The organism is Altericroceibacterium spongiae, assembly GCF_003610805.1.
GTDB classification, from domain to species: domain Bacteria; phylum Pseudomonadota; class Alphaproteobacteria; order Sphingomonadales; family Sphingomonadaceae; genus Altericroceibacterium; species Altericroceibacterium spongiae.
This window is the reverse complement of sequence record NZ_RAPF01000016.1, coordinates 1-21,089: the sequence shown is the minus strand read 5'-3', so window position 1 is coordinate 21,089 and position 21,089 is coordinate 1. Positions and strand designations below refer to the sequence as shown.

At 62.7% G+C, this 21,089-nt stretch carries 23 protein-coding genes; 7 read left to right on the top strand and 16 right to left on the bottom strand.

Features of this window, described 5'->3' with window-relative positions; translation table 11 throughout:
- Nucleotides 1-104: 104 nt before the first annotated feature.
- The 13 genes from D6851_RS16770 to D6851_RS16705 form a co-directional block, all read right to left on the bottom strand.
- Nucleotides 105-1,403, bottom strand: coding sequence for a sodium/hydrogen exchanger (locus D6851_RS16770; RefSeq protein ID WP_024020863.1), 1,299 nt, complete (start codon nt 1,401-1,403; stop codon nt 105-107).
- Between the two features lie 82 nt (nt 1,404-1,485).
- Nucleotides 1,486-1,893 (bottom strand): hypothetical protein, encoded by a 408-nt coding sequence (locus D6851_RS16765; protein ID WP_229668384.1) that lies wholly within the window; start codon nt 1,891-1,893, stop codon nt 1,486-1,488.
- Between the two features lie 175 nt (nt 1,894-2,068).
- Nucleotides 2,069-2,656 carry an SRPBCC family protein gene (locus D6851_RS16760; RefSeq protein WP_031309927.1) on the bottom strand — a complete coding sequence of 196 codons (588 nt, stop codon included), beginning with the start codon at nt 2,654-2,656 and terminating at the stop codon, nt 2,069-2,071.
- Nucleotides 2,580-2,879 (bottom strand): TFIIB-type zinc ribbon-containing protein, encoded by a 300-nt coding sequence (locus tag D6851_RS16755; protein WP_084625449.1) that lies wholly within the window; start codon nt 2,877-2,879, stop codon nt 2,580-2,582. The genes D6851_RS16760 and D6851_RS16755 overlap by 77 nt, the downstream gene beginning before the upstream one ends.
- An 80-nt stretch (nt 2,880-2,959) precedes the next feature.
- Nucleotides 2,960-3,586 carry an SRPBCC family protein gene (locus D6851_RS16750; RefSeq protein ID WP_147395514.1) on the bottom strand — a complete coding sequence of 209 codons (627 nt, stop codon included), beginning with the start codon at nt 3,584-3,586 and terminating at the stop codon, nt 2,960-2,962.
- On the bottom strand, nt 3,583-5,052 hold the full coding sequence (locus tag D6851_RS16745) for a TolC family outer membrane protein (RefSeq protein ID WP_024020859.1): 1,470 nt from the start codon (nt 5,050-5,052) through the stop codon (nt 3,583-3,585). The genes D6851_RS16750 and D6851_RS16745 overlap by 4 nt, the downstream gene beginning before the upstream one ends.
- Entirely contained in the window at nt 5,049-7,547 is a 2,499-nt protein-coding gene (locus D6851_RS16740) for a heavy metal translocating P-type ATPase (protein WP_024020858.1), read from the bottom strand. Before D6851_RS16740 ends, D6851_RS16745 begins: the two co-directional genes overlap by 4 nt.
- Before the next feature lie 214 nt (nt 7,548-7,761).
- The gene (locus tag D6851_RS16730) at nt 7,762-8,127 is read right to left on the bottom strand and encodes a hypothetical protein (protein WP_024020857.1); all 366 of its coding nucleotides are present in this window, start codon (nt 8,125-8,127) and stop codon (nt 7,762-7,764) included.
- 299 nt (nt 8,128-8,426) lie between these two features.
- The gene (locus tag D6851_RS16725; protein ID WP_031309925.1) at nt 8,427-8,771 is read right to left on the bottom strand and encodes a DUF190 domain-containing protein; all 345 of its coding nucleotides are present in this window, start codon (nt 8,769-8,771) and stop codon (nt 8,427-8,429) included.
- A gap of 11 nt (nt 8,772-8,782) precedes the next feature.
- Entirely contained in the window at nt 8,783-12,028 is a 3,246-nt protein-coding gene (locus tag D6851_RS16720) for an efflux RND transporter permease subunit (RefSeq protein ID WP_120326040.1), read from the bottom strand.
- A gap of 3 nt (nt 12,029-12,031) precedes the next feature.
- Nucleotides 12,032-13,186, bottom strand: coding sequence for an efflux RND transporter periplasmic adaptor subunit (locus D6851_RS16715; RefSeq protein WP_120326039.1), 1,155 nt, complete (start codon nt 13,184-13,186; stop codon nt 12,032-12,034).
- 220 nt (nt 13,187-13,406) lie between these two features.
- Nucleotides 13,407-14,714: a TolC family protein gene (locus tag D6851_RS16710; RefSeq protein ID WP_120326038.1), complete on the bottom strand. Its 1,308-nt coding sequence runs from the start codon at nt 14,712-14,714 to the stop codon at nt 13,407-13,409.
- A 64-nt stretch (nt 14,715-14,778) separates the two neighbouring features.
- Nucleotides 14,779-15,114, bottom strand: a complete 336-nt coding sequence (locus D6851_RS16705) for a hypothetical protein (RefSeq protein WP_147395513.1) — start codon at nt 15,112-15,114, stop codon at nt 14,779-14,781.
- Between the two features lie 476 nt (nt 15,115-15,590).
- Here D6851_RS16705 and D6851_RS16700 point away from each other — a divergent pair, with 476 nt between their 5' ends.
- Genes D6851_RS16700 through D6851_RS16690 form a run of 3 tightly spaced genes read left to right on the top strand, consistent with a single transcriptional unit; the run spans nt 15,591 to nt 17,347 of the window.
- Nucleotides 15,591-15,956 (top strand): DUF7673 family protein, encoded by a 366-nt coding sequence (locus tag D6851_RS16700; RefSeq protein WP_031309922.1) that lies wholly within the window; start codon nt 15,591-15,593, stop codon nt 15,954-15,956.
- Between the two features lie 36 nt (nt 15,957-15,992).
- The gene (locus D6851_RS16695) at nt 15,993-16,388 is read left to right on the top strand and encodes a CopG family transcriptional regulator (RefSeq protein WP_031309921.1); all 396 of its coding nucleotides are present in this window, start codon (nt 15,993-15,995) and stop codon (nt 16,386-16,388) included.
- A complete protein-coding gene (locus tag D6851_RS16690; RefSeq protein ID WP_024020849.1) occupies nt 16,385-17,347 on the top strand; it encodes a tyrosine-type recombinase/integrase in 963 nt (320 codons plus the stop codon). The genes D6851_RS16695 and D6851_RS16690 overlap by 4 nt, the downstream gene beginning before the upstream one ends.
- Here D6851_RS16690 and D6851_RS16685 read toward each other — a convergent pair.
- Genes D6851_RS16685 through D6851_RS16675 form a run of 3 tightly spaced genes read right to left on the bottom strand, consistent with a single transcriptional unit; the run spans nt 17,344 to nt 18,508 of the window.
- On the bottom strand, nt 17,344-17,964 hold the full coding sequence (locus tag D6851_RS16685; RefSeq protein WP_120326045.1) for a histidine phosphatase family protein: 621 nt from the start codon (nt 17,962-17,964) through the stop codon (nt 17,344-17,346). The two genes, D6851_RS16690 and D6851_RS16685, sit on opposite strands and share 4 nt — an antisense overlap.
- A 9-nt stretch (nt 17,965-17,973) precedes the next feature.
- Nucleotides 17,974-18,255, bottom strand: coding sequence for a type II toxin-antitoxin system YafQ family toxin (locus D6851_RS16680; RefSeq protein WP_004212931.1), 282 nt, complete (start codon nt 18,253-18,255; stop codon nt 17,974-17,976).
- On the bottom strand, nt 18,242-18,508 hold the full coding sequence (locus D6851_RS16675; protein WP_004212930.1) for a type II toxin-antitoxin system RelB/DinJ family antitoxin: 267 nt from the start codon (nt 18,506-18,508) through the stop codon (nt 18,242-18,244). Before D6851_RS16675 ends, D6851_RS16680 begins: the two co-directional genes overlap by 14 nt.
- A 432-nt stretch (nt 18,509-18,940) precedes the next feature.
- On the opposite strand from D6851_RS16675, the gene D6851_RS16665 reads away from it, so the two are divergent.
- The 4 genes from D6851_RS16665 (at nt 18,941) to D6851_RS16650 (ending at nt 21,015) form a co-directional block, all read left to right on the top strand.
- Entirely contained in the window at nt 18,941-19,582 is a 642-nt protein-coding gene (locus tag D6851_RS16665) for a transcription elongation protein SprT (protein WP_024020847.1), read from the top strand.
- A 75-nt stretch (nt 19,583-19,657) separates the two neighbouring features.
- Nucleotides 19,658-20,311 carry a ParA family partition ATPase gene (gene parA / locus D6851_RS16660; RefSeq protein ID WP_024020846.1) on the top strand — a complete coding sequence of 218 codons (654 nt, stop codon included), beginning with the start codon at nt 19,658-19,660 and terminating at the stop codon, nt 20,309-20,311.
- The gene (locus D6851_RS16655) at nt 20,308-20,622 is read left to right on the top strand and encodes a ribbon-helix-helix domain-containing protein (protein ID WP_013041578.1); all 315 of its coding nucleotides are present in this window, start codon (nt 20,308-20,310) and stop codon (nt 20,620-20,622) included. The genes parA and D6851_RS16655 overlap by 4 nt, the downstream gene beginning before the upstream one ends.
- A 39-nt stretch (nt 20,623-20,661) precedes the next feature.
- Nucleotides 20,662-21,015, top strand: coding sequence for a hypothetical protein (locus D6851_RS16650; RefSeq protein WP_024020845.1), 354 nt, complete (start codon nt 20,662-20,664; stop codon nt 21,013-21,015).
- Nucleotides 21,016-21,089: the final 74 nt, after the last annotated feature.

The window sequence follows — 21,089 nt, the reverse complement described above, 5'->3', positions numbered from 1 at the left end:
ATGAAGCGTTAGGCATGTTTTTAGGCTCAGAATGCCTACGAATCTGTGGCAGCCGACGTGACGCAGACACCCTCGGCCAAATACCCGAGAAGGACATTGACGGCTCATGTCGCCGGCGACCCGCTCACGGGCGAGATTGACGCGCCGGGGTGGACCGCCGGGTGCTTTGCGAACAGCCCGACCTTGAACAGGTGTCCGAGCGACCGCGCGTTGAACACAAGGAGCGCCCCGGCTAGCGCCAGATAGCCCCAGGACAGCCAGGTCAGGCTTGCAATTGTCCGCGCCTCGTCCCCGAGGAAGTTCAGCGTGAGCCCGACCTGGACCGTGAACAAGCCGGCCAGCGCCCGCGCGCCCCACATGCCGAGTCTCAGCCGCAGCAGCAGCGCGATCCCAAACAGCGACTGCGCCGCCGTCAGGAAAAACTCTTCGTGCTGACGGTCATCGAGGGGGAGCGCGCTCAAGCTGCCGGCGCCGAGGCTCATGGCAAGCGGCAGCATGCCGACCAGCAGGGTCCATTGGTTGATCTTGTCCGAAATCATCGTGGCGAGGCCGTTCGCCGCCCGTCCCGAGAGCACGAACAGCACCGCGATCGTCACCGCAGGCGCCTCGCTGGCGAGCGGCGCGAGCCATTGAATCAGTAGGAACTCGTCGATCCCGATCAGACGCCCTGAATCGACCATCGCCTCGGCAAACGGTTCGGCCGAGGCGAGGATGACTGTCGCCGCGACGACCGTCAGTCCGGCCATCGCGGCCCACTGGCGCGCCGGCGACAGCCGACCTAGCGCCGCCGCGGGACCAGGTTCGTCCTCCTCGTCTTCTTCCGCCTTGGGCAGGTAGCTGACTCGCCAGACATAGGCGGCGAAGATGCCGACCAGCACGACGCTGTCGATCCAGCCGATCGCATCGCGCAGCAGGATCGTGAACGACCAGGCGGTGCCGATCAGCAGGAACGTAATCTCGGCCGCGTTGACCGGCGCGAGATCGATCCGACCCTGCCGCGTTCGAAACCAGTGGATGATGACCATCAAGGGCCAAGCTAGGCCGACAAGGAGCCGATTGGCGCCTGTCATATTGGCGGCGGCGTAGTGGACGTAGTTCGAGCTCGGGTCCTGCCCGGCGGCATAGGCATAGTAAAAGTCAACGGCATATTCCGGCAGCACGGTGACCAGCGCGATCGCGGCGACGATCAGGCCCTGGCTCACGCGCTTTTCTGCGGCTTCCGCACCCCAGGACAGCATGAAACCGGCTGCAAGGATCGCCGTGCCGAACAGGGCAGCGTCCAGGAGCGGGTTTGGGCGCCACCCGGCAAGCCGAAGCACAAGCGCGGGCATGGTGGCTGCAACGGCGACACCAAGGTAGCCGGCAAAGCGGCGGAGAGTGGCCTGAGGCGCGGATGCATTCATACTTCAGACCTTCCGGAGCGGCTCTAGTTAGCCAGTGATAATGCGATTAGTAGCGATCTCATGAGCCAGGCATGGAAACAAATCATCCGCGTTTGCACGTGCGCGAGGCCTTCTTTGGTTCGTCGATCCTGACCTCCTTGCCGCTAACGGTCAGATTCATCCCGTCGCCCACATAGGCAAGGCCTTGCGAAGGCGTGCTTAGTCTAAGCACCGGGCCGGAAGGTTGCCGCCTGACGTTGATCGAGGTCCCGTCTTGCAGGAAATCGACATAGAGAAGGCCGCCGTCGGCGCATCTATAGGTATGGCTCGCGACGATCGACGGCGGCATCGCCGGTGGCGGTGCCACGTTCGCGGCGTCATTCGAAATCTCACGCTCGCCTTTGTCGGAGCACCCCGCCAGCAAAACGGCAAAGGATACTGCCAGGAAAAGCGCGCCTCGCGAAACAGCGCCGCCGGTGCGCAAGCCATCGATGTCGGATATGCGTGTCATGCTTCCTCCTTCCAAGAGTTCGCCCAGGAGACCAATCGGCTCGGAGATGTCGCCGTGGGCGCGGGGGCGCGCGCCCACGGCGTGGTCCCGGCTGCAAAGGGAAGGCGGTTCTCATCTAATGGAGACCTTAACTTCCGCGATCTTGCTTGCGGAGGACCAAGCTCTATCGATCCCATCAGGCATTTGGACGGAATCCCTTCCTGGGGCGCTTCTTGGCCGGGTTGGATGGTCGTGCGGGTCGGAGGTGTCGTTGAAACAGTCTATCGCTGATCTCGAGCATTTGCCCGAAGTTGCGCCTCATCTTCTTGAGTCTCAGACCCGCAAGGACGCCGATGCACCGAAAGCTATGGACCAATTGCGATCCGACGGGGACGGGCGCCAGCGAATAGCTCTCCTCAAATCCGATCAGCCAACCAAATCCAAAACGTACTGTCACTTGTCGTTGCGGCTCAAGTGCTATGATGCGCGCGTCAATCGTGAAGAAGCGCTTTTTCGAGTTCAGCCGGAACGAGTATTGGACAAGGCCATCCAAGACGAGCGGCCCATTAATTCGTATGAACGGATTCCACCGCTCATAATTGTCGAACCGGGTCAACGCCGTCCACACCTTTGGCGGCGAGGCATGCAGGACCGTTTCATTCTCTACTAAAAACACGCGTCTCTCCTCGCGCCGCCGGGCAGCAGGATCAGTCGAACAAATCCGAAAGAAAGCCGCGCCTGCGTTTTTGTCCGTGGTGACCCGACCGATGGCGATCATCGTCATAGTGCCCCGCCCGGCTGGGACGTGGCTGCGCGTCTTCACGTGATTGCGATGGCATTGCGGCTTCGGATCGTTCGATGATCTTGTCGAGTTCTCCTCGGTCGAGCCACACGCCCCGGCACTGCGGGCAGAAATCGATTTCCACGCCTTGGCGATCGGAAATTGACAAAGTGACCTTGCAAACGGGGCAGAGCATGCCTTGGCTAGCTGCAGTGGACGAATTCATATTCGAGGTCCTCTTCCTTGGATCAGGGCCGATCCGCTTACATCGATTTTTTCACATGCCTGGTCAGCAATGAGCTGAATTTAATTCAGCTCATTGCTTTTCTCCGCCTGTTGGCGCTTCGATCCTTTGCCCACTCGAACGACATCGCCTTGCTTCGGTGCCAGCACGTCCGACAGCGTCACGAAGCCCTCAAGCATGGCATCGGCATGGAGCATCAGGGGTTCGATCCGGCGGGTAAGTATCCTGCCCATCAGCTTTACGCCCAGCCCTTGGCCGGTGAGATCGTGGTGAAGCCAATGCTGGCTGGGCGTCCGCACGATGCTCAACGTCTCGACAAACCTGAAATGCTTCCTGGTGCCGAAGCTCAGGGTGAGCGTCATGTTCGGATCGTCAATCGTGGCCACGCCGGTCAACATGGCGCGCAGGCCTGAGCGCGGATTGTTCGTGAAATAATATCTGATCGCGCCTGGGTCAGGAGAGCCGCATCTGATGGTCACATAGGGGTTCCAACGCTCGAAGCATTCGACGCGGCGAAGAATGATCCAGAGATGGAGGGCGCTGCAGTTGATCGGCGTCCGAGCGTGGATCTGCATGTCCTTGCTTCCGTTCGGGAGAATTGTCGCCTGACGGTCCCGCCGCGCGCGTCTTCCCGCTTGGACGAAATACGGGACCGTCGGCACTTCCCAATGTCGCAACTCCCGCTTCATCGCTCATCTGCCCCGACCGTCGGCGGGCCCTGCTCAGCGTCCCGTGCGGCAGGTGTCGGCACGAACTCAATTCGGCCATCGGAGGCCGAGCTCGAATTCATTTCCATGAGCATGGGACCGCTCACGGAAGGGCGGCTGAAGCCGGGCTCGAACAGCGTCCCGCCGAAAAGATTGAGGTCGCGTGCCTCCGCGCGGCCCATCGCAGCGAGCAGCGTGAAACCGGCGACATAGGCGTCGCGCCGAGCGGTCACGAGCTGCACGCGGCTGTTGAGGAGCTCTTGCTCGGCGTTGAGCACGTCGAGAACATTGCGCGTGCCGACGCTGTTCTCGGCACGAACGCCTTCGACTGCGAGCTCATTGGCGGCCACCGCAGCCTGGGATGACTGGATCACCACCTGCGTCGCCTGATAGCGCGAATAGGCAGCGCGCACCTCCGCGACGACACGACGCTCGACGAAAATGGTTTGTTCGAGTGCCTGGCTCTCGAGCGCATTGGCGCGACGCACTTCGGCTGCGGGCAGACCGCCCTGATATAGCGGGATCGTTGCCGATAGCCCGATGGTTGCTGTGGTCTGTGCCTGCTGGAACACGCGTCCGGGAAGGTTGCCGGTAAGCGTGCCCAGATAATTGTTATAACCGCCGCTTGCCACCGCCGAGAGTCTGGGGAGGCGCGATGCGGCGGCCACGCGGACGTCATAGCGTGCCGCCTTCGCATCTGCTTCGGCTGCGATAAGCTGAGGGTTGTTCTCGATCGCAAGCGACACAGCTTCGACAGGCGATCTGGGAAGACCAGGCAAGGCCGGTGGCTGTTCGAGATCGCGCGCGGGAAGGCCAACGAAGCGCAGATAGTTCTCCAGGCTGGCGTCCAATTGCGCGAGCGCCAGTTCCAATTGTCCCCGCGCGACCGACAGACGGGCCTCGGATTGAGCAACATCGGTTCTGGTCAGGTCGCCCACTTCGAACCGGTCTTGAGACGCCTGCAGGTTGGTCTCGAGAACCGCGACATTCTGCTGGTTAAATTCGACGATCGCGCTGTCGCGCAGGACGTCCATGTAAACCGAGACAATCGCGGTGAAGAGATCGGCCTCGGTGAAGCGCAAGTTCGCGCGTCCAGATTCGACGCGCGCATCGGCGGCCCGGATCGCATTTTTCACGCGTCCGCCCTGATAGAGCGGGAAGGACAGGTTTGCGTTTGCATTGGCGGCGCGCAAGGGAGCAGAAAAGCTGTTCGCGGAGCGGACCACGAATTCCTGATAATCGGCGGTCGCGCTCAGCGTCGGGCGTGCCGCCGCCTTGGCGATGGGCACGCCTTCATCGGTGGCGCGCAGCCCAGCCCTTGCCCCCGTCAGGCTTGGGTTCGTGCGATAGGCATGGATCAGTGCTTGCCGCAGGGTTTCGCCATGGGCGGCGCTGGCCATGGCCAGGGGGACCATGGCCACGAGCCATGTCGCAACCCGCCTGTTCATTTGCCGCCTCCATTGTCCCGATAGGCGAGCAAACGAAGTGCGTTGAAGACGACGAGCAAAGTCGATCCTTCATGAGCCATGACCGCCGGACCTATTCCGAGCCCCATGATCGTTGCCGGCACGAGCAACGCGACCACGCCGAGACTGACCACCAAGTTCTGCCGGATGATCCAGCGCGTGCTACGGCTCAAACCCACCGCGAAGGGCAGGTGGGACAAATCATCGGCCATCAGCGCCACATCCGCAGTCTCCAGCGCGACGTCAGATCCGGCGGCACCCATTGCGATACCGACGGTGGCGTTGGCCATCGCAGGGGCGTCGTTGACGCCATCGCCCACCATCGCGACCGGCATTTCTCCACGTAACTTCTTGATCGTCTCGACCTTGTCCTCCGGCATCAGATCGCCCACCGCCTCGTCGATTCCCACCTGTGCGGCGATCGCGGTTGCGACCTTCTGATTGTCGCCTGAGATCATGATCATGCGGGTGATGCCCAGCGCCTTGAGCCGCTCGATGGCTTCTTTTGCGGCCGCTCGCGGCGTGTCCATGAGCCCGATCGCTCCAAGGTCCCGCTCACCCTTGCGCACAATCATCGTCGTACGGCCCTGCTCGCGAAGGCCTTCGATCGCCGCGGTCATCTCGGCCGACAGCGCAGCGACGCCATCTTGACCGAACATTTCCGCCTTCCCGATCAGCACGACGTCGCCATCAATTCGTGCCTGCACGCCGCGCCCGGTGAGGCTCTGGAGGTCGCTTGCAGGAGGTACGGGCAATTCGTCGAGAAACTGCCGCCCGTCCCGCGCGATTGCCTCGGCCAGCGGGTGATCGCTGAGGCTTTCGACCGCCACGGCAATCGTCATGAGTTCGTCGTCGCTCACTCCGCTCGCGGCCACGATGTCGGTGATGCGCGGACGGCCCTCGGTGAGCGTTCCGGTCTTGTCGAATGCGAGCGCGGTGAGCGAGCCGAGGCTCTCGAGCGGTCCGCCGCCTTTTACCAAGACGCCGCCGCGGGCGGCGCGGGCGACGCCGGAAAGCACGGCGCTCGGTGTGGCGATCGCGAGCGCGCATGGACTGGCGGCAACCAGCACGGCCATCGCGCGATAGAAGCTGTCGCGGAATGGTTCATCGACAACCACCCAGGCGAACAGCAGCACCACGACCAATGCGAGGACCGACGGCACGAAGATCCGCTCGAACCGGTCGGTAAAGCGTTGGGTTGGCGATTTCTGCGTCTCCGCCTCGCTCACCATCTTGACGACCTTGGCCAGCGTGGTGTCCGCGGCAAGACGTGTCACGGCGATCTCGATCGCGCCCGGGCCATTGATGGTGCCCGCGAATACGCGATGCTGAGCGGGCACCTTGTCGGGCTGCGCCGCCGCTTGCGACCGATCCGGTACCGGTTCCTTGTCGACGGGCACGCTTTCGCCCGTAACGGGAGCCTGGTTGACGCTCGATCGACCAACCACCACGAACCCGTCCGCTGCAAGGCGCTCATTGGGTTTCACAACCACAATGTCACCGATCACGAGTTCCTCGACAGGGACTTCGCTCAGCCCGCCAGCGCCGCGCCGCACCATGGCCGTGCGCGGGGCGAGTTCGGCCAAAGCCTCGATCGCGCGCTTTGCCCGTCCCATGGCATAATGTTCGAGCGCATGCCCCAGGCTGAACAGGAACAGGAGAAGTGCGCCCTCTGCCCATGCACCCAAGGCGCCGGCGCCTGCTGCCGCGACCAGCATCAGCGTGTCGATTTCGAAGCGTTTCAGCCGGAGATTATCGATCGCTTCGCGCAGCGTGAACCAACCGCCTAAGATGTAAGCTGCAAGATAGCAGCCGAGAGATATCCATGAGGGAGCCGAGGTGAGCTTCTCGGCGGCAAACCCGCTCGCCAGCAGCGCCCCACATAGTAGCGCGAAGATCAACTCGGTTTGACCGCCGAAGATCCCGCCATGGTCATGGCTGTGCCCTTCTTCCTGCTCATCATGCTTATGATCGCCCGATCCATGGTCGTGCTCATCGCCGCGCTTGCGAGATAGGTCCGATTCCGTGCGAGTGCTGCGCACTCCGAGCCGGCTCAACTCGGCCTGGATCGCCTGCTCTGAGGTTCGCCCGCGATTGAATTCGATCCTGATCGTTCCGGCGGCGTTGGCATCGGCTTCGATCACACCGGGCAGTGCGGATACGCGATCAGCGACCGTTCTTGCCCGGCGTTGGTGGGAAATGCCTTCGAGTTGCCAGACTACATGGCCAAACTGCGCGGTGATCTCGGCACCGGCGCTCTTCACCATTTCGCGGATCCGGGCCAGCGAGATTGCCTCGGGATCGTAGTGGACACACAACTGGGGGACAGCCTCCTCGCCGTTGCCCGCCTGCACATGTGCGTCGTTGATGCCAGGCCGCGCGGTGAGAAGAGCGATCAATCTCGACACGCAGCGGTCCGCCGTATCCGCGACGCCGGGCAGAATGACCGGAAGATCAAGCCGGGCCTTTTCGGTCATCTCAAGTCTCCGATGTTTTGGACGATTGGGCGGAATGCAACATTGGTTGCGCCAATGCTGGACAAGCTAATGCGTGTATGCGGTCCGCAGCGAATCGCGTTTTCGTCTCCACAACAGCCCTTCAGGCCAAGGAAACCGGCAAAAGCCGGCGAGCCGAAGGCCACGCCAGACAAAAAATTGCAGGGGCCGCGCAAACCGGGATGGTGGGAGAAGCTCATCCGCGTCCTCCCAATTTCTGGCGGCATGTCAGCACTGGCCGATTGGCCCGCTCGATGTGCAGTACGGGTCCCGAAATGCGGGCCGTGATCCCGTTCCCGACATAGGTCGGGTCTTGCGAAAAGGCACTGAGCCTCAATGGCTTGCCATCCGGTGGTGTGAGGTCGATCGTCAGGCCATCGCGGAAGACGTCGACGAGATAGCTTCTGCGGTCGCTGCAGACGTAGATATGTCTTTCGATGGCATCGGGATCGGAACCGGGAATGTGATCCTGCGCCTCCCGGTCTTCCGATGCATTCGTACAGCCTGCTAAGGCCAGAGCGGCTGGCAGGAAGAGAATTGTGGTCGCGCGCCTACCCGTCATTGGGCACCTTCCAGAGACGCGGCTCTTCTCGCACCCGAGCGATTGCCGACATGCAACCCGAAGGGCCGGAATGCGCGGGCGGGAGCCAATTTGACGCAGATCCTTTGGCGCGACAGATGCTCGATCGGCGCAGCTAAAAGGATCGAAGTTTGACCGCCGCATGCGCTGGATGACCGGGTGGGCGGCGGTCTCCCCCTCCACCAGCGAGGCGGAGGGGAAGTCACGGTGCGTCAGGCAGCGTTCGCGCGGTCGCGCGACCTCGCGTCCGGCGGTACGGACCGCCAGCGCGAGGACCCTTGTCATGCACTCTTCTCCGCGATGGTCTGGCGCGCCTTGCCGCCAAGGACTTCCACCGGCTCCAGCGTCATCAGGCCGACGTCCGGAATATCGTCGAGACCGTCGACAAAAGTCCGCAGCCGCTCTTCCTCATCGACAATCTCGATGACGACGGCCCGATCGCTCTCGAAGACGTGACGGCGGTGGACATGCGCTGATCGGCCAAAACCCAATCGCGCGTCCAGAACGGTGATGCCGGCCAGGCCAGCATCCCTTGCACGCGATGCGATCACCTCGAGCACCTTGCGATCACCAAGATAGGCGCCCTCATCGGTGTAGATTCGCAATAGCTTGATCGTTTCAGTCATAATCTTCTCCTTCACGCCGGTTCTGGTGCAATCGGCGAGGCATTCTCGTCCCGCTTACGCCGACGGTTTTCGATTGCTCCGAGCACCACCTTCGCAATCGACGGCAATACCAACAGGGTGAGAACGGTTGCGGCAATCAACCCGCCGATAACTGTGACTGCGAGCGGCTTCTGGACTTCAGCCCCCGTCCCGGTGGCGATTGCCATCGGAATGAAGCCAATTGCCGGAACAAAGCCGGTCATGATGACTGCACGCATCTTCTCGGCCATGCCTTCCCGGATTGCCTCAACCAGAGGCAGCCCATGCTCCTGACGTTCACGAATGGCCGTCATCACGACCAAACCGTTCAGAACTGAAACACCGGCCAGAACGATAAGCCCGACCGCTGCCGAGACAGAAAAGTTGATACCGGTCAGGGCGAGGGTGAAAATCCCGCCGGCCAAGCCCAGCGGCAAGGTCAGGAAGACCGCAGTTGCTCGTCCGGCCGATCCAAGGGCCACGAAAAGCAGCACGAAGATGGCGACAAAGGCAAGCGGGACCACGATTGAAAGTCGTGATGTCGCGGCTTGCAGGCTCTCGAACTGTCCGCCCCATTCCAGATAATATCCAGCAGGCAGCTTTACCTGAGCAATCTTTGCCTGCGCTTCCTGGACAAACGAACCTGCGTCGCGCCCTTCCAGATTCAACTGCACGACGACACGGCGCTTGCCGTTCTCGCGTCTGATTTCGTTGAGGCCTTCCGTGAGACTTATCTGCGCCACCTGTGCCAAAGGAACCTGCTTCCGCAGTTCGCCGGATTCTTCAGGCAAAAGCACAGGAAGTGAGCGGATGTCATCGAGATTGACCCGCGTTGCGTCAGGCACGCGTACAGTGATGTCGTAGCGCCGATCGCCCTCGTAAAGGAGGCCGGATTCGCGCCCTCCGAGAGCTGCGGCTACAGTATCGGCCACTTCCTGGACTGTCAGGCCGTAGCGAGCGATCATTGCGCGATCGAGTTTTACATCGAGCACGGGCGCACCGCCGACCTGATCGGCCTTTACGCTGCTTGCTCCCGGGATAGTCTGCAGCACCCGCACCATTTCGTTTGCCGTCTGCGACATTTTGTCGAGGTCGTCCCCATAGAGTTTGATCGCTACATCGCCGCGGACACCCGAAATCAGTTCGTTGAAGCGAAGCTCGATCGGCTGACTGACTTCATAAAGCTGACCGAGCTGAGCGCCGGCCGCCTTTTCGATGCGTTCAACTACATCGCCTTTGGTATGGACGCCATCCGGCCACTCGTCCTCTGGCTTCAGAATAACAAAACCATCGGAGACGTTCGGCGGCATCGGGTCGGTTGCGACTTCGGCCGTCCCCGTTTTTGAGAACATCAGTTCCACTTCCGGCAACTTAGCGACCGCTTCCTCGACCTTGCGCTGCATTGCCAGCGATTGTTCGAGACTGACCGAAGGCACCCGGGTGGAGGCAACCGCCAAGTTCTTTTCGTCGAGTTGCGGTATGAACTCCGACCCAAGCAGCCCGAAGACCGGAACGGCCGCCAGAAAGAAAGCGACGCCCCCGGCGATGAACGGGAGTGGCCGTGCAAGCGCCTTGTCGAGAAGAGGCAGATACCGATCCTTGCTCTTGCGGATCAGCCACACCTCCTTCTCGGCGACACGTCCGCGAATGACGATCGCTACCAGCGCAGGCACAAGTGTGATCGCAAGGATAAATGCGGAGACGAGTGCCAGCATGATGGTGATTGCCATGGGCGAGAAGGTCTTGCCCTCGACGCCTGTGAACATGAGGAGCGGCGCGAAGGAAAGAAGGATGATCGCCTGACCGAATACCGTCGGTTTGATCATCTCTTGCGAGGCGTGCATTGTCTCCTCAAGCCGTTCTCGAAGCGAGAGCAGCCGACCTTCATGTTCCTGCCGATGCGCCAGTCGCGCGAGACAGTTCTCGATAATGATTACGGCGCCGTCGACGATGAGGCCGAAGTCCAGTGCGCCAAGGCTCATGAGGTTGCCCGGCACGCCGAATGAATTCATTCCCATCGCCATCATAAGGAACGAGAACGGAATGACCAGAGCGGCGATGATCGCCGCGCGCCAGTTTCCCAGCAGCAGGAACAGCGACGCCGCCACGAGCAGGGCGCCTTCGGTGAGATTGCGTTCGACGGTTCCCACGGTGGCGCTGACCAGCTCGGCGCGGTCGAGAACGATTTTGGCTTCTACGCCCGGCGGCAACGTCTTCGATACCTGATCGATCCTCGCCGAAACGTCCTCGGCAACGATCCGACTGTTTTCGTTGATAAGCATGAGCACGGTGCCGATCACCGCCTCCTTACCGTTCAGACTTCCCGCGCCGGTGCGGAGATCGCCGCCGATCTTGACGTTGGCGATCTGACCGATCGTGATCGGAACGCCGCCTCGCGTGGCTGCAACGGCGTTCCTGATTTCGTCGACGGAACGTGCGCGCGCATCGACGCGAACAAGATAAGCTTCGCCGCCGCGATTGTAGTAATTGGCACCTACGGCAAGATTGGCCTTTTCCAGAGCCTCCCCTAGTTCGCTGTAGGAGATGCCGAAATTGGTTAATTTGGTCGGATCGGGTTCGACAACGAACGTCTTGGCGTAGCCACCGATCGAGTCGACGCCCGCAACGCCCGGCACTGCCTTCAGCTGGGGTCCGATGATCCAGTCCTGCACGGTGCGCAGATAGCCGGCTTTGGCGACCTCGTCGGTGAGCAGGTCGCCTTCGGGCGTGAGATAGCTTCCGTCGGGTTGCCAGCCAGGTTGCCCGGCGACCTTCTTCGCGCCCTTCCCGTCCGGATTGGTATAGCCGACGGTGTACATGACCACTTCGCCCAGGCCCGTTGTCACGGGTCCGATTTGCGGCTGCACACCTTCGGGGAGGTCCTCGGTCACCTGTCTTAGCCGCTCTCCGACCTGCTGTCGTGCGAAGTAAAGGTCGGTGGATTCCGAGAATATCGCTGTAACCTGGCTAAATCCGTTGCGCGAAATCGAGCGCGTCGTCTCTAGTCCTGGAATGCCAGCGAGCGAGATTTCGACCGGATAGGTAACCAGTTTTTCGATTTCGACCGGCGACAGACGCGGATCGACAGTGTTGATCTGCACCTGGTTGCTGGTGATGTCTGGCACTGCATCGATCGGCAACTTGGTCAGCTGCCAGATGCCGAGGCCAGCGATTGCAAGAAAGAGGAACAGGACCATCCAGCGGGCGCGGACGGACAGTGCGATAAGTCGAGCAATCATGAGCTATTCCTCCTCGCCTGCGCCCTTGCCGAGCTCGGCTTTCAGCAGGAACGCATTCGTGGTGGCGATCATCTGACCCGTCTTCAGCCCCGAAGCGATTTCCACGCGTCCGGCGCTGCGCCTGGCAACCGTGACATTGTTCGCGCGAAATCCGTCCTCGGTTCGCACAAAGACGACATCGCGGCCCTCCAGCGTCTGAAGCGCCTCCTCGGGAATTACGATCGCGTCCGACACCTCGCCGCGGCTCGGCAGCAAGCGGACCCGCACCGGCAGCCCTGGCTGGAGGCTTCCCGGAACGTCGAGCACGGCCGTTGCCGAACGCGTTTCCCCGGCAAGACCGGGCGTAATCGCGCGGACGCGTGCCTCGATTGTTCGTCCATCGGGTAACTCCACGACCGCCCGGTCGCCCGGAACGAGCCGCTGCGCATCCGTTGGCCCGACCGCAGCTTCGATTTGCACCTTCGACGGGTCCGCCACTCGGAACAACTCGGTTTCGGGTTGGACATATGCGCCAAGACTGACGTTTTCGCTGGTCACCCGACCGGATATGGGACTGGCAACGACTGAGCCGCTGCCATCGCCCGTGACATTGGCTGCCCTGGCCGCAAGCCGCGCGCGCTGGGCCTCGGCGGCCGCGACAGCAGCTTCGGCTTGCGCCCGCTCATAATCCACGCGAGCCGATACCTGCTGTTGGTAAAGTTGCCGTTCGCGAGCGAGATTGCGCTGAGCAAGAACCGCCTGCGCCTCTGCGGCGGTCTTCGCGGCTGCGATCTGGGCCGCGTCCCGGCTTCGGACGATGGCGAGCGCCTCGCCAGCGCGGACCGGATCACCGAGCCGCTTGTACACGCGGGTCACAGCCCCACTGGCCAAGGCCGTGACAATTGCCTCGCCGGTCGGCGAAGCGGTCACCGTAGCCTGAGCAAGAACCTCCGAACCGAGGCCGCCCGACTGAACCGTCTCCACAGCAATATTAGCCGCCCGGATCGCGTCCGGCGTCATCGCAAGAGTGTCCATAGGAGCGACCGCTTCCTCGGCCTGTTCCTCATTGCCGGTTTCAACGACAGGGTCTGCGGTACATTGCGATACCGCGACAGCTCCGGCGGCGACGAGCAACACCGCACCCGCTCCGCCCAGGATTCGCCTATTGGGTTGGATCATTGAACATCTCCGGAAATCAGGGGCCTGGCCGCGCGAGGAGTTCCAGCGCCGGAAGCCGCGAGGGCAAGAATGTGAAGCGGCGAAAGAGCTCCACCGAGAAAGTTTCCTTGCGCGTGCTGCGAACTGCAACCGAGCCCAGGACTGCGTGCGGTCAAGCAAGTCATTGGCCCGCAAGCCGCAGACAATGGGGTGTGCTCAATATCGATCACGAAGAAAGAGATCATTGCGCTGCCTCCATATCTCCCACAGCGGCGGCCTGACGTTCCAGGGTCGCCTGCGCTTCCGCTCTGGCGCGGCGTGCGGCGATGAGCTCAGCCTGCGTTTCGGAATACGCCTGTTGTGCATCAAGGAGCTCAATCAGCGAGGACTTGCCGGCCCGGTACGAGAGTTCGGCAAGTCGCAAGGCTTCGCGTGCCTGGTTGATGGCGCTGCCTGCCAAAGCCGCGACGCGGGCATCAGCGGCATCGAGCGCGGCTCGCGCATTTGCAATCGCCGCTTGCGTGTTGGTCAAAACGCTATTTCGCCGCGCTTCGGCCGCTTGAATGTCCGACCGGGCGGCCGCGACATTACCTTGATTGCGATCGAACAACGGAAGAGGCACAGACAAGCTCGCGACCAACGCGCGATCGCCCGTTTCGCGAAGCTGCCGCACGCCGACGCCGACAGACGGATCGAGACGGCCTTCGGCGCGAGCTTGGCGCAATTGAGCGTCGGCGATTGCGCGCTCGGCTTCGGCGAGGCGCACGTCGAGTGTTTGTGAGGCGCTAACGATGGGAGGCGGAGGGAGGAGATCGCTCCCGACGAGTTCGGCCGGCGGTATATCCGTTCCGAAAAGCGCTGCAAGTGAACGGCGGGCGGCCTCCTCCTCGGCTTCGGCCGCGCGCAGTGCCGCCGTCGCCTGCGCGAGGGCCGCATCGGCGCGCAGGCCGCGCAGCGGCGGCTCTTTCCCCGCCTCGACAAGCGCGCGCGCGACACGCGACACTTCGCGTGCCCTTGCTTCATTCTCACGGGCGAGGGCCAGGTTGTCACGCGCGGCTACACCAAGCGCGAAGAGATTGCGGACCTGCTGACCGAGATTGGCCCGCGCGATCGCGAAGCGGTATTCCTGAGCGGCAAGTTCGGCTTCACCAAGCGTCATCCGCGCTTTCCGCCGTCCCCCTATGTCGAGCCTCTGATTGACAGAGACGGTCGTCTCCGTTCCGTTGAACCCCGTATAGGGACCTGTACCTGCAAAGTTTTCGACCTCGACGTTGAGGACGGGATTGAAGCGGAATCGCGCCTGACGCAACCGCCCGCGCGCGGCCTCAACATCGGCACGAGCTGCGGCAAGAGCCGGAGATCTCGCGTCAGCTTCCTCGAGCGCCTGGGCAAGCGTCAGGACGGCGGGTAGAGGTCCCGTGCGGACCTCAAGGGGGCCGGACGGGACGGTGGGACCGGCAACCGCCGAATTGTCCACCTGCGCCGCAGCGGGCGTGGCCGATATAGCCACGAGCGCCGCAGCCATGGCGGGCGCAAACATAGGATGCATGTACAAAAAACTCCTGACAAACCAAAGGCGCACGCCCGGCTCGGCCAGGCGAAAGCGTCAGCTGTCAGGCGTTCGGAGGTCGGAAGGTGTCGGAATGAGTCGAGGGTGAAAGGCCCGGGACGATTCGCGCCGGTACAGCTTTGTCCGTGAACACAGCTTCCGGTTCCGGCGCGGCACCGACCGGAATTCCAACATGGTGACCGTGACAGCCGTGAAACTTGATCGAGGTCTTGGAAGGGTCCGACTGGCCGTCGTCGCTCTTTTTCGAAGCGCTCTCACAGCCATCGACAGACGCTACGGTACTCGTGCGGAAGCCCGCTTCGGTGGCATGCGCCATCGCCCCCGCCGTCACTCCGAAGGCGAGAAAGATACCGACAATGATGGATAGCCACCCTTTCATAACCTGCGCATCTAGCCTCTCGTGGATTGGAAAGGAAGAGACAATTGTGCCTCTTGCGAAAATCGCGTGACGCATAGTCGGGCTTTGCCATGATGTTATGTTGTGACATCATCTTACTGTCTGATCATATCCTGTATCATCATGCTTTAATTACAGTAATTCGTACAGAGTTTCTTGACGCCAACAATAATAAGCTCGCCAATCCATGCTGGAGATCAACACAATGCCTTCTAATGTTATTGATGTTTTACATCTTGGTTTCGCGCGATCCGGATTCGACCGGATGGCGCAATATGGCAAACCAGGCGACGGTAGAACCGCCCCTGATGGGACTGTAAAGTTTCAACAAACGCCAACCGCCGCTCACATGAAGCGTGCAGGCCCCGCGAAGTATCGGGAACGAGACAACACGCGTTTCCCACCCTACTTATATATGATAATGTCCTTTATCACACACTCAAATGGACCACGATCGTATGACCGGGACGGCCGCCACATCACCCCCGCAACGCCGCCCCGTCTTCCGGGCCGTCAGCTTCGATGAGGTCGGCGAGGCGATCGGCCGCTTGCTAGCCATCGCCATGCCGTCCACGCGCGCGGCCGAAACCGGCGCATCCGGCAAGGTCGCGGATTTCCTGCTGGCCTGGTGGAACGGCGACGAGTGCGGGCATTTCCCGATCATCCACTTGTGCAACGTCGATGCCGTCATTGCCGAGGATATGCTTACGGTCATGGCCTATCTGGCGCAGGAGTCGACCACCTACGCCGATGCCTGGGGCTACCGCGACGCGATGGGCGACCTTTGGGTGCGCTATCGCGGCGACCCCGCAGAGAGCGTTTAAACGCCTCCGAAGATCCACCGCAAAAGGGATGCCGGCATGATCGAAAATGACGATGAGGCTTTTGCCGACAACTACGCCGAGCGCGACCAAGCCAAGGCGCTGTGCGAGCAGGCGCGCGCGGGCGGGTTGCGTTTCGAGGCGTATCTACCCGGCGACATGGCCGATTGGCTGTTGGCGCAGGTCGAGCGGGGTCATTTCGTTGATCCGTCCGAGGCGGTGTTCGCGATCGTCAAGAACTTTATCGACATGGAGCCGCACCGCGATTTGCGCGACGAGCTGCTACGCCGGATATTAGACGATTCGGTTGCGCGCGGGCTTGAGGACGTGAAGGCGGGCCGCGTTCGTCCCGCTGATGAGATGTTTGACGAATTGCGCCGGGAGCTGGCGAAGCCTCGCCCCGAGCCGGCCCGTTGGCAGAAGATCGCACGATGAACCAGCTCGCCCCCCTGCCCTCGCCGGCGCTGGCGTTGCCGGCCTTGATCGCGGCGGCCGACGACGCCACGCGGCTGCGCTTTCTCGAATTCTTCGCCGTCACCATTCGCAACCCGCATACGCGCCGCGCCTATATGCGCGCGGCCGGCGACTTCCTGGCCTGGTGTGAGGCGCGCGGCGTCGCCTCGCTTGAGGCCGTGCAACCGCTCCACGTCGCGGCCTGGGTCGAGGCGCTGGGGCGCGAGCTGGCCGCGCCCAGCGTCAAGCAGCAGCTCGCCGGCGTGCGCCACCTGTTCGACTGGCTGGTGACGGGCCATATCGTGCCGGTGAACCCTGCCGGATCGGTGCGCGGGCCGGCGCATAGCCAGCGGCGCGGCAAGACGCCGGTGCTGGCCCCGGACGAGGCGCGGCGGTTGCTCGACAGCATCGACGTGACCACCCATGCGGGCCTGCGCGACCGCGCCCTGATCGGGTTGATGGTCTATAGTTTCGCGCGGATCGGCGCGGCGCTGGCGATGCGGGTCGAGGACGTGTTCATGCAGAACAGGCGGCTATGGGTCCGACTGCACGAGAAAGGCGGCAAGCGCCATGAAATGCCCTGCCATCACAATCTAGAGGATTATCTGACCGCCTATATCGACGGGTGCGCGCTGCGTGAAGATCGCAAGGGATCGCTGTTCCGCACGATCGCACGCGGGACTAAGCGACTAAGCGATTCCCCCCTGCCCCAAGCCAATGCCTTCGCGATGGTGCGCCGGCGCGCAGGCGCGGCCGAGATCGGGACGGCGATCGGCAACCATTCGTTCCGCGCGACCGGAATCACCACCTATCTGAAAAACGGCGGCACGTTGGAGACGGCCGCGACGATGGCGAACCACAGCTCTACCCGCACGACCCAGCTCTATGACCGCCGGCCCGATGACGTGACGCTGGACGAGGTGGAGCGGGTGTTGATCTAGGCGGCGATCGCCGGCGCACATCTCCAGCGCCCGCCCTGCCAATGGAACCCTACCTGCTGCGCGTTGCTGATCGCGGGCGGCTCGCCCTTGCACCAGAAACCGAGCATCTTGCCCCGATCGTCCAGATGAGCGTCGGCGACGATCGCGCGCGCGGCCTGGATGAATTGCCCATGCCCGAACACATAGACCAGCGAAGCGGCCGGCATGGCGGCGAGGCGGGCAAGCGCCGCCTCGCAGCGCCGGAGCAGAGTGGCGAAGCTCTCCGCCCCCTCCCCGTCGCAATAATCAGGATCGGCCTCGCTCCAATAGCGTTCGAGGTGCGGCATCCGCTCGGCGCTGCGCGTGCCGTTCCAGCGCGCCGGTTGCAGATAGGTGAACTCTTCTATCGGCCAGACTTCGACCGGGACGCCGGGGAAGCGCGCGATCGTCGGCGCGGCCGTCTGCCGGGTGCGGGTATAGGGCGATGTGACGATGAGCGCGGGCGCTTGCGTCCAGCTCGCCGCGACCTGGCGCGCTTGTTCGTGGCCGTGCTCCGTCAGCTCGATCGTCGCGAGATCGTGACACGGCACGCCGGCGTTGCCTGTAGATTCGCCGTGGCGGATGAAGATCGCCCGCATATGCGTCATCTATCCGAATACCTCGCTATGCGAGCCAAGGCGCGCGAGGCGCAGCGTTTCGTCGTCGGGCTTGGCGTAGATCAGCACCAGATCGGGCTTGACGTGGCAATCGCGGTAGCCCGCCCAATCGCCGCTCAGATCATGGTCGCGGTATTTGGGATCAAGCGGCGTGTCGGTCGCGAGCGCGGCCAGGACAGGCAGAAGATCGGCATCGAGGGTCGCTCGATGCCGGCCCTTTGATTCCCGCTTGTAGTCGCGCTTGAACCGGGTCGAACGATCAATCGTCCGCATGGAGGTCCGCCATCAGCGCATCGACGCTGGCGAACTTGGTCCCCTTCCCCGCCGCCAGCTCTGCCATTGCCTCGCGTGTCGCGGCGTTCGGAACCTTGACCTCGAAAGGCAAGCGCCGTTCGTCGGCGATACGCAGCATCAGCAGCCGGATAGCGTCGGAGATCGAAAGGCCCATCGCGCCCAGCGCGGCGGTGGCGCGTTCCTTCGTCGTATTGTCGATCCTGGCGCGGACATAGGTGTCGGAAACAGCCATTGGGATTTCCTTCTGAAAACGTAGTCCCAGTGTAGTCACAAAATCTGATTTTGGCAATGGGTGCGGTGATTATGCGCCTGCCGCTGGCGCGGCACCGTGGCTCTAGTCGCTCACGCTCCCCAAGCCCGCAAGCGGTCTTGGCCCAAGGTAACGATCCACATGGCGGAAGCGAGATCGCTGCGCGGATCTCGCGCAGCAGTGCCGGCGTGTGCCGGCGCCGATCCTGTTTGAAGGGGGGAAAGGCGGTCCCGGCCGCCTCTCCCCCGCAACGGCAATCAGCGGGACCGTGGCTCACTCGGCTGTGCCTCCCTGCGCCGCGCACCACTCCCGCAGATTCCCGCTGCCCCCTCTCTCGCCGGCGTTCTTGGGCGTCCGTGTTCCGGCCGATGGCATGGCCATCGCCGGACAGGCGATTTGAAGGGAGTAAAGACGATGACCCACGAAACCCGCGAAAGCTGGCTCAATGCCGTGGCGCAGGGCATGGCTCCGCTGTTCGAGGCGCTGGACGCCCCCCTGCCCGACCGCGTGCGCGTGGCGATCGGCTTCACCAGCAGAGGCGCGAAGGGCAAGGCGATCGGTGAGTGCTGGGACAACCGACTTAGCGCGGACGGGCATTTTGAAATCTTCATCCGCCCGGACCTAGCGCACGCGCCCGATGCGATGCCGGCGCAGATCGCGGCCATCCTCGCGCATGAGCTGGTCCATGCCGCCGTCGGCATCCCGGCAGGGCATGGGAAGGCGTTTAAACGGGTCGCGCTGGGGCTGGGGTTGGTCGGGCCGATGCGCGCCACCACCCCCGGCGAGGCGTTCCTTGCGGCCGTCGCACCGATCCTCGATGCCGCTGGCCCCCTTCCCCATGCCCGTCTCGACACGGACGGGGAGTCGACCGCGCCCAAGAAGCAGAAAACCCGGATGCTGAAATGCGAGTGCGCGACGTGCGGCTATACCGCGAGGACCGCGCGCAAATGGCTTGAGCAGGCCGGAGCGCCGCTTTGCCCGATCGAGGATCACGGCCAGATGAGCCATGAGCCGCTGGACGATGACAGCGAGGATGAGGGCGGCGAGGACGGCTAGACGCCCTGCCCTTTCATCCGATAGCCGCTTGCGCTATGACCACATGCAAACATGAGTTCATGTAAGGTTATTCACATGCCAACAATCGCGATCATCAGCCAGAAGGGGGGGGCGGGCAAGACCACCCTCGCCTTGCACTTGGCCGCAGCCGCCGAGGATTCCGGGTATACCGCGCTGGTGATCGACCTCGATCCGCAGGCGACGGCGAGCCAATGGGCGGCATGGCGGCAGGACGCGCCCCCGGTCGTGATCGACAGCGCCCCCCCTCGCCTCGCCGCCAAGATCGAGCAAGCGACGGCGCAGGGCGCGGAGTTCATCGTGATCGACACCCCGCCCCATGCCGACAGCGCCGCCAGCGCCGCCGTCGAGGCGGCCGACCTGGTGCTGATCCCATGTCGGCCGAGCGCGTTCGACCTGGCCGCGATCAAGACGACCGCCAGCCTTGTGAAGATGCGCGGCAAGCCCGCTTTCGTGATCTTCACGGCGGGAAGCCCGACCGCGCCGCGCATGTATGAGGAAGCGACGCAGCTCGTGCAGGATTATGGGCTGGACGCCTGCCCGCTGCATGTCGCGGATCGCGCCGCGTTCCGTCACGCGGCGGCCGAGGGGAAAACCGCGATGGAGATCGAGCCGGACGGCAAGGCGGCAGACGAGGTGCGCCAGCTTTACAAGTGGACATGCGAGCATGTAAACATGCAAGCATCAACGAAGCGGAGGGCCAGCGCATGAGCCGGAAGGGATCATTGCTTGCATTGCGGGATCGCGATCCCGCACCAACGCCGGCGTCGGCCGAGCCGGAGGGAAGGGCGGCCGTGCCGATCGCCGGCAGCACTGGCGTAGGCACCGGCAGCAGTTCGAGCAGCAGCCCGGTTGCGCCGAGCCGTCAGGGCAAGAAGGCGATGACGGGCTATTTCAGCCCGGAAATGTCGTTCGCCATGCACATGACCGCCCGCAAGCACGGCATGAGCTTGCAGGACGCGATGGCCGAGGCGTTCAACGACTGGCTCCGAAAGATGGGGGAAAGTCCTGTAGGCAAGTGAGCATGTTCACATGCAAACATATAGCTTAGGGGAAAACTCATGGCCGTGCTAATCGTGTCCGCCATCTTCGCACTGGTGATGATCGGATTGTCCATCCGGGCAAACGCCCGTTTCCGGCAGGAAAGGAAACTGCCGATGCAATGGCGGCTTTCACGATCAGAGCCGCTTTCCAATTTGGTGAATTGGTCCGCACCTCGCGTTCTAGCTCTCAGCTTCACGCCCTTCCTTGCGATCTGTGTGCTGGGGCTGTTCAATGTTGCAGCGATGACCCTAACGCCGAGGCCGGGGCAGGAGGGGATGCTGTTACCGTCCCTGATCGTTATTGGAGGCGCGTTCGTGGCGGCCCATGTTTTCCACCTTTGGTTGATCGGAAGGAGCCTGGGCCGAAGTTAAACTCAATGTCGTCATGTTCACATGCAAACATGGCAGTTAACGCCACGACACTGTCCTATTGCCGCCACGATTTT

What these genes read in the sequence shown, in the direction of transcription:
- D6851_RS16770 (WP_024020863.1), bottom strand. Translation starts at nt 1,403, where the DNA reads ATGAATGCATCCGCGCCTCAGGCCACTCTCCGCCGCTTTGCCGGCTAC.
- D6851_RS16765 (WP_229668384.1), bottom strand. Translation starts at nt 1,893, where the DNA reads ATGACACGCATATCCGACATCGATGGCTTGCGCACCGGCGGCGCTGTT.
- D6851_RS16760 (WP_031309927.1), bottom strand. Translation starts at nt 2,656, where the DNA reads ATGACGATGATCGCCATCGGTCGGGTCACCACGGACAAAAACGCAGGC.
- D6851_RS16755 (WP_084625449.1), bottom strand. Translation starts at nt 2,879, where the DNA reads ATGAATTCGTCCACTGCAGCTAGCCAAGGCATGCTCTGCCCCGTTTGC.
- D6851_RS16750 (WP_147395514.1), bottom strand. Translation starts at nt 3,586, where the DNA reads ATGAAGCGGGAGTTGCGACATTGGGAAGTGCCGACGGTCCCGTATTTC.
- D6851_RS16745 (WP_024020859.1), bottom strand. Translation starts at nt 5,052, where the DNA reads ATGAACAGGCGGGTTGCGACATGGCTCGTGGCCATGGTCCCCCTGGCC.
- D6851_RS16740 (WP_024020858.1), bottom strand. Translation starts at nt 7,547, where the DNA reads ATGACCGAAAAGGCCCGGCTTGATCTTCCGGTCATTCTGCCCGGCGTC.
- D6851_RS16730 (WP_024020857.1), bottom strand. Translation starts at nt 8,127, where the DNA reads ATGACGGGTAGGCGCGCGACCACAATTCTCTTCCTGCCAGCCGCTCTG.
- D6851_RS16725 (WP_031309925.1), bottom strand. Translation starts at nt 8,771, where the DNA reads ATGACTGAAACGATCAAGCTATTGCGAATCTACACCGATGAGGGCGCC.
- D6851_RS16720 (WP_120326040.1), bottom strand. Translation starts at nt 12,028, where the DNA reads ATGATTGCTCGACTTATCGCACTGTCCGTCCGCGCCCGCTGGATGGTC.
- D6851_RS16715 (WP_120326039.1), bottom strand. Translation starts at nt 13,186, where the DNA reads ATGATCCAACCCAATAGGCGAATCCTGGGCGGAGCGGGTGCGGTGTTG.
- D6851_RS16710 (WP_120326038.1), bottom strand. Translation starts at nt 14,714, where the DNA reads ATGCATCCTATGTTTGCGCCCGCCATGGCTGCGGCGCTCGTGGCTATA.
- D6851_RS16705 (WP_147395513.1), bottom strand. Translation starts at nt 15,114, where the DNA reads ATGAAAGGGTGGCTATCCATCATTGTCGGTATCTTTCTCGCCTTCGGA.
- D6851_RS16700 (WP_031309922.1), top strand. Translation starts at nt 15,591, where the DNA reads ATGACCGGGACGGCCGCCACATCACCCCCGCAACGCCGCCCCGTCTTC.
- D6851_RS16695 (WP_031309921.1), top strand. Translation starts at nt 15,993, where the DNA reads ATGATCGAAAATGACGATGAGGCTTTTGCCGACAACTACGCCGAGCGC.
- D6851_RS16690 (WP_024020849.1), top strand. Translation starts at nt 16,385, where the DNA reads ATGAACCAGCTCGCCCCCCTGCCCTCGCCGGCGCTGGCGTTGCCGGCC.
- D6851_RS16685 (WP_120326045.1), bottom strand. Translation starts at nt 17,964, where the DNA reads ATGCGGGCGATCTTCATCCGCCACGGCGAATCTACAGGCAACGCCGGC.
- D6851_RS16680 (WP_004212931.1), bottom strand. Translation starts at nt 18,255, where the DNA reads ATGCGGACGATTGATCGTTCGACCCGGTTCAAGCGCGACTACAAGCGG.
- D6851_RS16675 (WP_004212930.1), bottom strand. Translation starts at nt 18,508, where the DNA reads ATGGCTGTTTCCGACACCTATGTCCGCGCCAGGATCGACAATACGACG.
- D6851_RS16665 (WP_024020847.1), top strand. Translation starts at nt 18,941, where the DNA reads ATGACCCACGAAACCCGCGAAAGCTGGCTCAATGCCGTGGCGCAGGGC.
- parA (WP_024020846.1), top strand. Translation starts at nt 19,658, where the DNA reads ATGCCAACAATCGCGATCATCAGCCAGAAGGGGGGGGCGGGCAAGACC.
- D6851_RS16655 (WP_013041578.1), top strand. Translation starts at nt 20,308, where the DNA reads ATGAGCCGGAAGGGATCATTGCTTGCATTGCGGGATCGCGATCCCGCA.
- D6851_RS16650 (WP_024020845.1), top strand. Translation starts at nt 20,662, where the DNA reads ATGGCCGTGCTAATCGTGTCCGCCATCTTCGCACTGGTGATGATCGGA.